We start from the raw sequence: 13,153 nt of genomic DNA, 5'->3' as shown, positions 1-13,153 counted from the left end.
TCCTCCCGGGCCGCGCCCGCTCCTTCCCGGGGTGACCGCGCACATCAGGAGCCTCCACCGATCCCGGAGCGGTTCAGCCCCCAGCGGACCGGTCCCGCCGCGTGCCCTCCTGTCAGCGTCCCTTGCGGACCCGAGCCGCCGCGCGGGCTTCCGCTGTCCTGCGAGCCTCGGCGGTTTTCCGGGACTCCTTCGCGGGGCGGCCCGGACGGGTGCCGAGGCCGCGGAAGGGGGCGTTGCCTCCGCTGCTTCTCGCCCCGGCCGGCGGGCGCTTCGCCCCGGTGATGGCGGTCAGCTTCTCCTCGCCGGAGCGGACCTGGGTGACAGCCGGCCGGATGCCGGCGTCGGACATCATCCGGTTCACATCGCGCCGCTGGTCGGGGGTGACCAGGGTCACCACGTTCCCGGACTCCCCGGCGCGCGCCGTGCGTCCGCCGCGGTGCAGGTAGTCCTTGGCGTCGGCCGGCGGGTCGACGTTGACGACGAGGTCGAGCGCGTCGATGTGGATGCCCCGTGCCGCGACGTTGGTGGCGACCAGCACGGTGACCTCACCGTCCTTGAACCTGGCGAGCGTGTGCGAGCGTTGCGGCTGCGACTTTCCGCTGTGCAGGGCGGCGGCCTGTACACCGCTGGCCCGCAGGTGACGGGTGAACTGGTCCACACCGGCCCTGGTGTCCAGGAACATGAGTACCCGGCCGTCCCGCGCGGCGATCTCGGTCGCGACCGCGTACTTGTCGGCGGCGTGGATGTTCAGTACATGGTGTTCCATCGTGGTGACCGAGTCCGCCCCCCGGTCGACCGAGGCGAGCACCGGGTCGTGCAGGTACCTCCGCACCAGCTGGTCGACGTCGCGGTCGAGCGTGGCCGAGAACAGCAGCCGCTGCCCGTCGGGGCGGACCCCGTCCAGGATTTCCGAGACCTGCGGCAGGAACCCCAAGTCGCACATCTGGTCCGCCTCGTCCAGCACCGTGATCCGCACCCGGTCCAGGTGACAGTCCCGACGCGACACGAGGTCTGCCAGCCGCCCCGGCGTCGCGATGACCACGTCGGTGCCGGCCCGCAGCAGCGCCGACTGCCGGTTGATCGACAACCCGCCGACCACCGTCGCCAGTCTCACATCCAGCACCTGCGCGTACGGCGCCAGCGCCTCGCCCACCTGCTGCGCGAGTTCCCGGGTCGGCACCAGGACCAGTGCGAGCGGCCGCTTGGACTCCGCTCGCAGGCCTGCCGTCCGCACGAGCAGCGCGAGCCCGAAAGCGAGCGTTTTGCCTGAGCCGGTCCGCGCGCGGCCCAGGACATCACGGCCGGCCAGCGCGTTGGGCAGGGTCGCCGCCTGAATCGGGAAGGGCTCCTTCACCCCCAGGCCGATCATCGTTCTCATCAGCTCCGGCGGAAGCCCGAGCGCGTCGAAGGACCCGGCAGGCGGCAGGCCCGGGACCACCGTCTGGAACGCCGAGGGTTCGCCCTGCGGCGCTGTCGCCCGCTGGGGCCTGCCGGTACGGGAAAGTCCAGGGTCCGGCGGCTTCGCGTTCATGGGGAACCTTCCTCGTCTGGCGCCTGGAGCGCGCCAGGGCCCGTACCCCTCGGTACGGGCCCTGGCGGTGTCGAAGCGTGCCCACACTTTACCAGCGCGCGCCCGGACGCCTGCCGGTCCGGTTCGTCCGGACACCGGACGACGGGACATGGCCGCCGTGCGGAGGGCAGGCGGCTGACCGTCCCGGCACACCGGCGGTCCGCCGACCGGAACCTGTGGCCGGTGCGCTTCGCGGCCTCCTGACCCACAGGGCGTGGAAGACGGCGGGCAGGACCGCCATCGGGGCACCGGCCGCTCCGGCGCCTTCGATCAGCGGCCGTGGTCGTGCGAACGTCTCGAGGACGGCGGGCGGCAGGCCGGGGCGGCCGGTGCCGCGAGGGTGGCGGCGGCGGGCCGGCCACTTCGGGTCGGCGGCGAGGATGCCGCCGAGGAGGGGGAGCCGCCGGTGGGTCCGGCCGACGTGCGCGCACCTCCTGCCGAGCACGCCGTGGCCGGCCGGCCGTTGACGGGCTCGGCCTCTCATGATCCGGCACCTGACCGATGGCGGCACCTACGACTTCCGCGACCGGCCCGGCTGCGGGTACCACGCCCGCAGCGTCACCGGCGGCCGTCCCGGGGGCGAACCTCTATGACGGGGCGCTCGAGGCACCCTGCCGATCCCGGCGCCCCGACTCCTTCGCGGCGCCGGCCGGAGCGGTGCTGCCGCGGACGACCAGGCGGTGGGGGATCGTCAGGTTCGACGGCGGCACCGTGTTGCTCGGACTGTAGATGCGGTCCGCCAGGCACTGCAGGGCCCGCTCGGCGATCTGGCGCTTGTCGGGGGAGACGGTGGTCAGCGAGGGCTGGCTGTAGCGGCCGTCCTCGACGTCGTCGAACCCGACCAGCGCCAGATCGTCCGGCACCCGCACCCCGCGGGAGTGCGCCACGTGCAGCGATCCCAGGGCGAGTTCGTCGCTGAAGGCGAACACCGCGTCCGGGGCGGCGCCCCCGTCGAGCAGGTGCGTCATGGCGCGGGCGCCGTCCTCCCGGTGCAGCGACATGACCTCCGCCTCCCACTCGGGCCGCGGTGCCAGACCGGCGCGGCGCAGTGCCCGGCGATAGCCCTCCGCGCGCTGCTGAGCGGTGCCGTTGGACAGGTGCGGCTGGAGGCCGATTGCGGCGATCCGGCGCCGTCCCAGCGCCAGCAGATGCGTGGTCGCCTCGTCCGCGGCGGCCACGTTGTCAACAGCGACCCGGTCCGCCACGCCCTGAGGACTGCGCTCGCCGAGCAGCACGACGGGCAGGGAGTTCGCGGCGGCCGCCAGTTCCGCGGGATCAAGCGCCCACGGGCTGATGAGGAGGCCGTCCATCACCCGGCCCCCGCCATGGGTCAGCAGACGGCGCTCCGCCTCGACGTCCCCCCGGGTCTGATCGATGATCACGGTCCATGAGCGGCGCTGCGCCTCGTCCACCAGCAGCCCGGCGAGTTCACCGAAGTACGGCGAGTGCAGTTCGGGGATGGCCAGCCCGATGATGCCGGTACGGCCCGCCCGCAGGTTGCGCGCGGCGAGATTGGGCCGGTAACCGAGTTCGTCGATCGCCTGCTGGACGCGTAGCCGCGTCTGCTCGGCGACCGCGGCGGAACCGTTGACCACGTTCGACACCGTCCGCACCGAGACACCGGCACGGGCGGCCACATCCTTCAGTCGGCTGCTCACCCGCACATCGTTGCACGCGGCTCCGGACGCCACCATGATCTCTCCGACGGGTATTGCAACGTTGCAGTCAACGATGCACCATGGCGCGGACACACCTGCTCGCCAGGAGGCGCGAATGAGCCCGCACGCCTGTCCCGGAACCGGCCCGGACGGACTCGGCATGGACGTCACAGCCGACGTCGACGCCTTGTACACCGATGGCATCACCGCCCGCAAGGGCGCCTTCACCCCGGAGTGGGCCGACCGGATCCGGGAGGACATCGAGGTGGCGTTCGAGGAGGCACTCGCCCGCCCCGGCGGCGCCGTGGGCCGCGGTCCCCACCGCTACTACGTCGAGATACACCCCGAGCAGCTGCGCGGTTTCGTCGACCTCGTCGACCACCCCTGGGTCCGCTCGGTGTGCACGGCCGTGCTGGGCCCCCGCTACCGGATCGTCGAACTGGGCTTCGACGTCCCCCTGGCAGGGGCCGTCGACCAACCCTGGCACCGGGATTTCCCCATGCCGGAGGAAACCCGCGCAGAGCGCCGGCTGACCTCCCTGGCCTTCAACGTCACCGCCGTCGACATGGAGGAGGACATGGGGCCGTTCGAGATCGCCCCCGGCACCCAGTGGGACGACGGCCCGCGGTTCGATCACGGCATGTTCCCGCCGCGCGCCGACCACCCGCGCTATGAGCAGCGCGCCGTGCGCAAGTACCCGCAGCGCGGCGACATCTCCGCGCGCACGGCGCTGACCATCCACCGGGGCACCGCCAACCATTCCGCCAGGCCCCGTCCCGTCCTCGTTCTCGGCGTCGACGGCCCCGAGGCCCGCAACGGCGAGCGGCACGACACGGCCGTCACCCGCGCCTACTGGGAGACACTGCCCGAGCGTGTCCGGCGTCACCTGGACTGCCCGATAGTCGATGTACTGCGGCCCATCACCCAGAAGCACACCATCGAGGGCCTGGTCATGGGCGATGCCTGAACTCACCGCACCCACGGCCGACGCGGCGTGGAAGCCGGCTGCGAGAAGGGCGTCCGGGACCGGGCCGGTCTCCATGGGGAGGCCGCGGCCGACGCGTGCCCGGCGGATCCGGCGGGGCAGGAACCCTGCGTGAGTGCCGGTCACCCCCGAACGGCCGCGCACTCCGTCGCAACGGCGTCGAGCGCGGTAACGAGCAGTACCCGTCTCGGCCCGCCGGCCGTGAAACCGGCGGGTCCGCTCACTTCAGGCCGCGGCCGACGGGGCGGCCGGTCCGCCGGCGCGGCGGTGCTCGGCGTTGATGCGCTGGGCTTCCTCGAGCTGGTCCTCGAGGATGATGATCCGGCACGCGGCCTCGATCGGGGTGCCCTGGTCGACGAGTTCACGCGCGCGTGCCGCGATGCGCAGCTGGTAGCGGGAGTAGCGGCGGTGTCCGCCCTTGGAGCGCAGTGGTGTGATCAGTCGTGCGTCGCCGATGGCGCGCAGGAAGCCGGGAGTGGTGCCGAGCAACTCGGCGGCCCGGCCCATGGTGTAGGCGGGGTAGTCGTCGTCGTCGAGACGGCCCAGCGACTGGTCTGCTGTCATCTCACCTCTCTGTGGAATGCGTGGAGGGGCCCTGGTGCCGTACGGCACCAGGGCCCCGAAGGAACTGCAACACCATCTGCCGACCCTAGTACTGCGTCGGCCTTCTGTTTCCGCAACGCCGTCCGATACGCCGACGGGGGTGCGGGGATCGCGGATGCGTGACCGGAGACCACCTGCCTATCGATGTCCTGCGGTACCCGGGCCCATGTTCACCGCCCGGGCGATCCTGATGGCGCTCGACTCCTCCGTTCCTCCCTCTGCCTCGATCACTTGCCAATACGGGAACTGCGTACTGCTTGTACTGCTGATACCGCGAACTGCCGGCGGCCTGAGACAGCGCCGCTCTCCGGCAGCAACCTCCTCGCCCGTTCTGTTCCGCTCCGGCTCGGGGTCCCACTGACAACCTCCCCGGCGCGCGCGTCCGCAGCCCGACGCCTTCACCGAGGGAACCGCTCGATACAGCACTGCTGGTACTGCAACCGCGACACCTCGCGGTCCTGCTCACGGCGGCCCCTCATCACCGCGGGCCACCCGGTCCGGCCGTCAGTCCCGTCGCCGTCCTGCGACACCTGGCTTCGAGACTCCACCACCGGACCGTGATGCGGGTACTACGGCCCGGCAGTTCGTGTCTGCCGGGCCTTGCTCGATCTTGACTACGAGAGAAACTGTACTCACATGGGCACCGAATGTCTACTCCGGCGGACATAGAATTCGAGGTGTTCGGCGATGAGGTATCCCCTTGGCCGGTCCGCGAACGCCCGGGATCCGCCGCACGCACGTCCGGCGGACAGGGTGAACCACCATCGCCCGCCGGGCTTCCCGTACAGCGTTGCCGTGCCGACGCACGCGATACTGACTTCGGCTCGCCGGGGCGAACTTCTGAAGTCCCTGACGAGTCCGGGGCGGTGGCTGTATTGCGTGGTGTGTGAGGTACGCGGATGAGGGCGGGCCGACCGCTGCGGGACGTCGGCGCCGGAAGGCGGTACGGATGCAGGCGGCCGGGTTGTTCGAGCGGCAGGCCAAGCCGCCGGAGGCGGCCCGGCGCCTGCGGGTGAGCCCGAAGCCGGCCCGTCAGCGGCGTCGACTGTGGCGGGAGGAGGGCGTGCGGGCGCCGGTCTCCCGGGGCCCGGGCGGATCGCGGTGCCAAGCGCGGTCTGACCGGCCCTCCTTCGCCGTCGTCCCCCTCGACCGGCTCGAGGCCCTCGTCCGCAACCGCCTCAAACGCCTTCAGCACCGGCCCGGCGCCCGCGACGGCTTCACGGCAGGCACCGGCCTCGCCCTCGGCACCCCACCTCACCCTGACGAGCCGAAGTCAGTAACGTACGAGCCCTTCTCGAAGACCTGGGATCGCCGGCCATTGCCAAGCGCACGGCACAGCAGTGAGGGCCCGACCGGCGTAGGCCGGTCGGGCCCTCACTGCTGTGCTCCGGTGTCAGCGCGCGCCTGTCGCGTCGGTCGAACGGACTGGGGGAGTGCCGAGCATCGCGGAAGCCCGCTGCAACGGGCTTTCGATGCGCGCGGATGCGGCCTCGGGGAGGGTGCGACAGGTGAAGCCGAGCCGGGCCATGGCCCGGAGGACCTCGCCGGCGCTGAAATCGCGACGGTCCTGGCGAGTGATGACCTGGCCGACCTGCTTGACGGGGTAGTGGCGTCGTCCGATGATCACGGTCTCGCCGGTGACCGGTTCGGGCTTGACGCCCTTCATCGATTCCAGCACGCCGCTCCTGGTCAGGTCGAACGGGAAGCGGGCGATGACACAGCGCATGATGCCTCACAGGAAGAAGGAGAGAAGAGACGGGGCCGACCGCCGTGAAGCGGTTCAGCGGGAGAGGGCGAGGACGCCCGGGGCGCTACCGTGTTCGTCGGCTACCGGCACGGACCCGAGCCGCCCGTAGGGCATCGCGTCCGCATGTCCGGAGCTGTCCCGGACGGCCGGTGAGCCGGACCTGGGGGACCCGGACCGGCTCACCGGCCGTCCTCGTCGCGTACGACCAGATGCTCCCTGCGGGCGGCGGCCGTCACGGACAGTGTCACTTCCACGGTCGCGTCCTGCCGGATCTGCGGTCCGGCCGCATCCATGGTGTTGGCCACCGTGCCGTGCACAGGGTGGGCACTCGCCGGGCGGAACCGCATCTGGGCCAGCGTCAAAGGGTGCCTCCTGCGGAGAGACGGGCCGGCTTCCTGGTCACGGAGGCCCTATGCCGCCGCGTTGGCGGTGGGCTGGCGGGCGGGTGCGCGGCGGGCCGCCGAGGCGGGACAACCGGTGCGCCCGCGGCCCAGGACGTCACGGCCCGCCAGGGAGTTCGGCAGCGTCGCGCCCTGGATCGGGAACGGCGCGGTCACACCCTGCCTGCCGAGTTCGGCCAGGAGCTGCCCGGGCAGCCGGTCGAGAGCGGCGAACGCCTCGACGGCGGGCAGCGCGGGGGTGATCGTCTTGGGCGGCGCGAACTCGCCCTGGACCGCGGCGGGCCGGCGGCCGTAACCGCCGGAACGGGCCGGCCCGCCGGAACGGCGCGGTGCCGGCGAGCCGAAGCGGCTGCCGCCCCTTCCGGCGTCGGTACCGCCGTTACGGGTGCGGGCATAGCGGTCGTTCGTACGCGTGCGGTTCATGCGGAACCTTCCTCGATGTGGCACATACCAAGGAATTCCCGCAGCGATGAGCGGCGCGGAGAATTGCAAGAATGAGCCGGTGGAACGCGGCAACGAATCCGGCCGACGGAAAACTCGCGCAGGCGCAGACGCTGAAATGAGTGGCGCGATGTGGACGCGACATTCGAAGCGTCCACTGCGAGATGGCTGTGTGAAGGGATGCGTCTGCATCCCTGAAGGAGGGTCCGTGCGCTGAGCCCACGGATTCCTGGCCGTCGTCCGCAGGCGAAACCGCTGCGGGAAATGCGAGCAGCTGGGGCCCGCACCCCGAAGGATGCGGGCCCCAGCTACACAGTGCGCGTCAGCGTCAGGCGGGAACGATGTTCTCGGCCGTCGGGCCCTTCTGACCCTGCGCGATGTCGAAGTTCACCTTCTGGCCTTCGAGCAGCTCACGGAAGCCCTGAGCGGCGATGTTCGAGTAGTGGGCGAACACGTCGGCGCCGCCACCGTCCTGCTCGATGAAGCCGAAGCCCTTTTCCGCGTTGAACCACTTCACGGTACCAGCAGCCATGTCAAATCTCCTTCGGGGCAGTGCATGCGGGATCCGCACAGCGCGGACACCGTGTCGCCGCGATGATCACCCCGCCCGGAAAATGACCGGAAATACAAAAGCGCTTCCGGTGGTACATGAGCCGACCGGAGAGCACTTGAAGTCTCGGGAACCACAACTGCAACTGAGATCGACAGTAGCACGCCGCAGCGGCCGGTGTGCGGTGAGGAATCGCGTTCTGCTCATTGCGGCAGAGAATCTGTCTGCATGCTCCGCTGAAACCTCGGCTCGCGGGCACAAATATGGAAACACCCGCGCCCGGCCTCTGCCGTACACCGGCACCCCACCACCGACTCCAGCGCCGGCAGGTGCCCCTTCTTGGCGGCCCACCCGCGTGCGGCGGCCGGGCCCTCCTCCCAGGCGACGTCGAAGTGCGGCCAGACCAGGCCCGGCTTCTCCGGCTGCTCGATGCGGTCCCCGTTCACGCCCCCGCGGGCGTGGAAGCGGTGAGCGTCGGCGGTCCACTGCCCCGGAGCTGCAGCGCATCCTCCTGGAGATGCTCAAGTTCCCGGGCTGAGGCCGTGTGACGAGCGGTGGGGACCCGGAACGGAGAGTCCCGAGGATCATCCGGGCTTGAGCTCTCCGGCTTCGGCGGCACCGGACGCACCGGTCCGGCGCTCCTCGTGTCGCCGGTTCTCACCAGGTCAGCGGGCGAGGCCGGACTCCCAGGCCCAGGCGGCTATCTCGACCCGGTTGCGGACACCGAGTTTGCCCTGGATGTTGGTGAGATGGGTCTTCACCGTGCCCGCGCTGATGTGCATGGCGGCGGCGATCTCCATGTTGGTGTGCCCCCGGGAGACGAGCGCGGCGACCTCGGTCTCGCGCTGGGACAGCGGCGAGGGACGGGCCGGGGCGGTGGCGGCGGAGTGGGCGAACTGCCGGAGCAGGCGGACGGTGATGGAGGGGCTGATGAGGGCCTCGCCGGAGGCGGCGGAGCGGACGGCCTCGGCCAGCAGGCGAGGACCCGCGTCCTTGAGGAGGAAGCCGCACGCTCCGTTGCGCAGGGCCTGGTGGACGTACTCGTCGTCGTCGAAGGTCGTCACCATGACGATCTTCGGGGTGTGCGGGGCCCCCGGACGGTGCAGGTGCCTCAGCGCCTCGATGCCGTTCAGCCGCGGCATACGGATGTCCATGAGGACGACGTCGGGGCGGTGCTGCTCGGCCTGCTGGATCGCGGCGACCCCGTCGGTGGCCTGGGCGACGACCTCGATGTCGTCCTCGGCCGCCAGGATCATGGCCATGCCGGTGCGGACGATCGGCTGGTCGTCCACGAGAAGGACACGGATGGTCATCGGGGTACCTGCCGTAGGGGGAGGGGGAGTTCGAGTTCAACGTGCCAGCCGGCCCCGGGGCCGGGTCCTGCGGTCAGCGTGCCCCCGGCGGCGTCGGTGACCTCGCGCAGCCCCCGCAGTCCGTAGCCGGCGCCGTCCGACGGGCGGGGGTGTCCGTCGTCGGTGATCCGCGCGGTCACCCGGCGGCGGGAGACGTCCAGGTGCACCTGCGCCGTGGTGCAGTCGCGGGCGTGCTTACGGATGTTCGTCAGTGCCTCCATGACCACGCGCTCCACGAGGTGAGCGGCGTTCGCGGGGAGGCCGCCGGCCGGGCCGGTCTCGGTGTAGCCGACCCGGGTCCCGGGCAGCCGGCAGTCGGCGACGAGGGCGCGGACGGCGTCCGTGCCCGGTGCCCGTGTGTGCGGGAGGGTGTCGTCGCGCAGGGCGCCGACCATCTTGCGCATGGCGGTCAGGGCCTCCGCTCCGGTGCTCTCGATCAGCTCGAGGGCATCACCCACGGCCTGGGGTTTCCTGGCTGCGACGGCACGGGCACCCTGTGCCTGGACCACGATGCCCGATATGTGGTGGGCGACGAAGTCGTGCAGGTCGCGGGCGAAACCGAGGCGCTGTTCCAGTCTGATCTGCTCCTCGCGCTGCCGACGGGAGACTGCGACCAGGCGGCCGGTGAGGCCGGAGGCCAGGGCGCCACCGGCCACCAGCGTCAGGATGAGCGCGACGATGCTGCTGGCCTCGTCCACCTCGATCACCAGCGGACGCAGGACGAGAGCGGTCATGAGCAGCGGCAGGGCGACGGCCGTGCCGACCGGGGAACCCCGCCGCGCCGTCACGTGCAGCAGCACCATCAGGGCGGCCGGCTCGAACAGGGTGTACGCGTCGGAGGCCTGCTCCAGCGCCGATTCGCCGCCCGCCACCACGCCCAGTCCGGCCGAGCAGGCCAGCGACACCACGGCCACGCCGCACGCCGCCCACGCCAGCGGCGCGGGGGGCAGCCTGATCCCCACGGCCGGGAAGGCACCGGCGGCCGCCGCGGCCGTCGACAGCAACAGCAGGACCCCGGTGCCCTGATGTTCGAGGGTGCCGGCGCCCAAGTCGATCAGCAGGGTCACGCCGAGGACGCAGAGCAGCAGGGCGCTGCCGACGAACCGGCCGACGGCCGCGGCACGCGGTGATCTGAGCATGGTGAGCACCCTAGCCGTGCTCGCCGACCGGGCCTCTCTGCCGAAAGTCGTAGCCGTCCGCCGGGGAATGGACCATTCGGGAGATCCGCCGGACCCGGTCCCGGAAGGAGGGTGAGGGACGTCAGCGCCGCTCACTCCGACCGAAGGACCACTCCTCATGGACATCCGCTTCCAGGTGGAATCCACGCCCGTTCTCGGCCCCCTGCTCGTCCTGTTCGCGGCGGGCACCGTCGTCCGGGTGTGGCGCGGTGCGTGGAACGGACGCCGCGCCCTGCTGCAGTTGGCCGCCGCCGTCTACGTCGCCGCTGTGCTGTCCCTGACGGTCTTCCCGCTGAACGTGACGTGGGGGGAGTACGCCAACCAGGCCCCTTGGATCGGCCAGGTCAACTTCATCCCGCTGCTCACCGCGGACATCACCATGGTCCCCAATGTCCTCATGATGGCGCCGGCCGGCTTCCTGCTGCCCCTGGTGTCCCGGTACGCCACCTCACCGTCGCGGGCGGCCCTCATGACGGCGGCGGCCAGCCTGTCCCTGGAAGCCACCCAGCTGCTGTCGTACATCGTCCTGAACAACGGCCGTTCCGTGGACGTCAACGATCTCCTCGCCAACACGCTCGGCGGACTCGCCGGCTACGCACTGGTGACCCTCGCCCTGCGCGCGCCGGCCCTGCGCGGACCCCTCCTGGCGGCCTCGCTGCCCCGCTCCGCCGCGCTGCAGGCCGACCGCCGGCGGACAGCGACAGCCGACGGAACCGAACCGGCCCCGATCGCGGCCCCCGTCGTCCGCCCCTGACCCGCGCGCTCCCGTACCCCTCCGCTTCACAGGGGAACGTGCGGCTCACCCGCCCGCCGCCGAACGCCCTCGACCGTTCATCGAGAAGGAGATCCCCATGGCGAGGCGCCGGTCCTCAGGACCGACCACCTGGAGAAGACGCCGTCCGGCCGCTGGGCCCTGATCCGCTGCAGGAGCAAGGACAAGAGCTCTCGGGTCGTCCCCGCCTCGCGAGCCGTGGTGGACGCGGTCCGCGAGCAGCGCGCCCGGGTCCGGGAACGGTTCGGGAACGCCTGCCGGTGGCTGTTCCCGAAGGCGAGCGGCGATCCGGACGGGAAGCACCCGACGGGTGTTGTCATGGTGCCGGATGTGTGACGGTCTGATGGTGCGTCGAGGCATGCGGGCTCGCGATCCGGGGCTGGGGTCAGGTTGCGGTGGGCCGGCCGACAAGGCCGGCCTGCCCCCGCCCTGCCACAACGGTCGTACCGAAGGCGTCAACACCCCGCGCGAAGAAGATCATGCGCCAGATGCACGGCCGCGCGGGCTTCGGCCTCCTCCGCCACCGCGTCCTTCTCCAGTGACGAACGCTCAAGTCACCACCGGCTACGGAACAGAGCCGAACGTCTTGCGGTCCCCCTCTCCGGAGCCCGGTTCTCGGGACCGCACGCCCCCTGCGGGCCGGAGGCCGGCCCGCAGGGGGCGAACTGCCGGGACCCGCACGATCGTGCGGGCCCCGGCAGTCAGTTGCCGCAGGTCGTGAACCGCGGGTCCGTCTTCGCCAGATAGATGCTGGCCTGACCTTCGTCATTGCTGGTCAGAGGCACGGTGACGGTGTCCTGTGTCTTCCAGGGGTAACCGTTCGCGTCGAAGGTCCACTCGCCGGTCACCTTCGTCGCCAGCTCGGACAGCGCCACCCATCCGTAGTGGTGCGACGGCACGGTGATCGTCAGGCTGTTACCGAGTGTCTGGCTCAGGCTGTAAGTGATCTTGCCGGAGGTGGTGATGGCGACCTTCGTCTGCACGGGGCTCGGCTGCCCCACGGTCAGCCCCGACTCGAAGGAGACGCTCATCTCGCTCGACCAGCCACTGGAGGTGGTCAGCGAGAACGTCCACGGCACCGGCGCGCCGGTGCCGTTGTACCAGACGGGGGAGACGCACTGTACGGGCAGCGGCTCGGCAGGTGCCTGGAAGCCCTTGGTCCACGAGCACGTCGCCGCGTCCTTCTGGCAGCGCCTGGACGCGTGGTCCACGGCGGCCTGGAAGGCGTCGCCGGTGGCCGAAGAGGGAATGGCCCAGCGCTGCGCCTTCGTGCCGTTGCAGTTGTGGGTCTGGGTCCACGCGTCGTTGTTCTGGGCGGCCAGGAAGACGTCAAGGCACTTGTTGTCACCGGCGTTACGGATCATGAACGTGTCGTCGGTGCCGTCGACGGGTTGGAAGTACCACCGTTGGCTCGCTGCCCCGGAACAGGACTGCTGCGTGAGCGGGAAGCCGGTCGCCATGCACTTACCGGTGTCGTCGTTGACGAGGGTGAACGACCCGTCGGTCTGCTGATTGACGCTCCACTCCTGATGGTAGCCCGGTGCGGAATTGGTGACGAGGAAGACGCCGTCCCCAGTGTTGCCGTTCTGCACGTCCAGGTTCCGGCCATTGCTGACCGAGGTGAACGTCAGACCGGTCAGGCCTGACGCGCCATCGGTTCGGGCTGTGCCGGCCTGCGCTGTGCCGGCCTGCGCGGTCAGTCCGAGGACGACGGCCAGCGTGGCCATCAGGACGGTGAACGCTCTGGGTAAGACGCCGACTGTGCGCGATTCCATACCGATTCCCCCTGCGCGACCGGTGTGCTTCTCCTGCGGTGGAGGGCGTCACGCTAGTGCCGCCCGTCACCCGCCGCAGGACACTGCCGTGTCTTTGGCCGACATGCGGAGGTATCTGGCC

11 protein-coding genes and 2 pseudogenes are annotated in these 13,153 nt (G+C 71.0%); 3 read left to right on the top strand and 10 right to left on the bottom strand.

The annotated features are described in order from the left end of the window. Positions 1–112: 112 nt before the first annotated feature. Both ACF07S_RS26995 and ACF07S_RS26990 read right to left on the bottom strand, forming a co-directional pair. A complete protein-coding gene (locus ACF07S_RS26995) occupies positions 113–1,531 on the bottom strand; it encodes a DEAD/DEAH box helicase (RefSeq protein ID WP_391975338.1) in 1,419 nt (472 codons plus the stop codon). 626 nt (positions 1,532–2,157) lie between these two features. Beyond that, on the bottom strand, positions 2,158–3,228 hold the full coding sequence (locus ACF07S_RS26990) for a LacI family DNA-binding transcriptional regulator (protein WP_391975337.1): 1,071 nt from the start codon (positions 3,226–3,228) through the stop codon (positions 2,158–2,160). 115 nt (positions 3,229–3,343) lie between these two features. Between ACF07S_RS26990 and ACF07S_RS26985 the strand changes: the two genes are divergently transcribed. Further along, complete coding sequence (locus ACF07S_RS26985; RefSeq protein WP_391975336.1) at positions 3,344–4,195, top strand: phytanoyl-CoA dioxygenase family protein; 852 nt, start codon at positions 3,344–3,346, stop codon at positions 4,193–4,195. 243 nt (positions 4,196–4,438) lie between these two features. Here the strand turns inward: ACF07S_RS26985 and ACF07S_RS26980 are convergent, their stop codons facing one another. The 7 genes and pseudogenes from ACF07S_RS26980 to ACF07S_RS26950 form a co-directional block, all read right to left on the bottom strand. Continuing rightward, entirely contained in the window at positions 4,439–4,777 is a 339-nt protein-coding gene (locus ACF07S_RS26980; protein WP_391975335.1) for a MerR family transcriptional regulator, read from the bottom strand. A gap of 1,432 nt (positions 4,778–6,209) precedes the next feature. Next, positions 6,210–6,542 carry an SCO5918 family protein gene (locus tag ACF07S_RS26975; RefSeq protein WP_391967523.1) on the bottom strand — a complete coding sequence of 111 codons (333 nt, stop codon included), beginning with the start codon at positions 6,540–6,542 and terminating at the stop codon, positions 6,210–6,212. A 200-nt stretch (positions 6,543–6,742) separates the two neighbouring features. Next, complete coding sequence (locus ACF07S_RS26970; protein ID WP_391975334.1) at positions 6,743–6,925, bottom strand: hypothetical protein; 183 nt, start codon at positions 6,923–6,925, stop codon at positions 6,743–6,745. Positions 6,926–6,994: 69 nt separating this feature from the next. Then, a pseudogene (locus ACF07S_RS26965) lies at positions 6,995–7,387 on the bottom strand (ATP-dependent helicase); the annotation flags it as partial. A gap of 346 nt (positions 7,388–7,733) precedes the next feature. Next, on the bottom strand, positions 7,734–7,937 hold the full coding sequence (locus ACF07S_RS26960) for a cold-shock protein (RefSeq protein ID WP_003973099.1): 204 nt from the start codon (positions 7,935–7,937) through the stop codon (positions 7,734–7,736). A 683-nt stretch (positions 7,938–8,620) separates the two neighbouring features. Then, positions 8,621–9,268: a response regulator gene (locus ACF07S_RS26955; protein WP_391975333.1), complete on the bottom strand. Its 648-nt coding sequence runs from the start codon at positions 9,266–9,268 to the stop codon at positions 8,621–8,623. After that, positions 9,265–10,446 carry a sensor histidine kinase gene (locus tag ACF07S_RS26950; protein ID WP_391975332.1) on the bottom strand — a complete coding sequence of 394 codons (1,182 nt, stop codon included), beginning with the start codon at positions 10,444–10,446 and terminating at the stop codon, positions 9,265–9,267. Before ACF07S_RS26950 ends, ACF07S_RS26955 begins: the two co-directional genes overlap by 4 nt. A 157-nt stretch (positions 10,447–10,603) precedes the next feature. Here ACF07S_RS26950 and ACF07S_RS26945 point away from each other — a divergent pair, with 157 nt between their 5' ends. Beyond that, positions 10,604–11,239 carry a VanZ family protein gene (locus ACF07S_RS26945; protein ID WP_391975331.1) on the top strand — a complete coding sequence of 212 codons (636 nt, stop codon included), beginning with the start codon at positions 10,604–10,606 and terminating at the stop codon, positions 11,237–11,239. Positions 11,240–11,615: 376 nt separating this feature from the next. Next, a pseudogene (locus tag ACF07S_RS26940) lies at positions 11,616–11,799 on the top strand (ISL3 family transposase); the annotation flags it as partial. A gap of 159 nt (positions 11,800–11,958) precedes the next feature. On the opposite strand, the gene ACF07S_RS26935 reads toward ACF07S_RS26940, so the two are convergent. Further along, entirely contained in the window at positions 11,959–12,984 is a 1,026-nt protein-coding gene (locus ACF07S_RS26935; RefSeq protein WP_391975330.1) for an RICIN domain-containing protein, read from the bottom strand. Between the last annotated feature and the right edge of the window lie 169 nt (positions 12,985–13,153).

The sequence above is a fragment of the Streptomyces sp. NPDC016640 genome (assembly GCF_043076215.1).
GTDB lineage: Bacteria > Actinomycetota > Actinomycetes > Streptomycetales > Streptomycetaceae > Streptomyces.
Note: the sequence above shows the minus strand (reverse complement) of the source record. Positions and strands in the feature narration are given on the sequence as shown.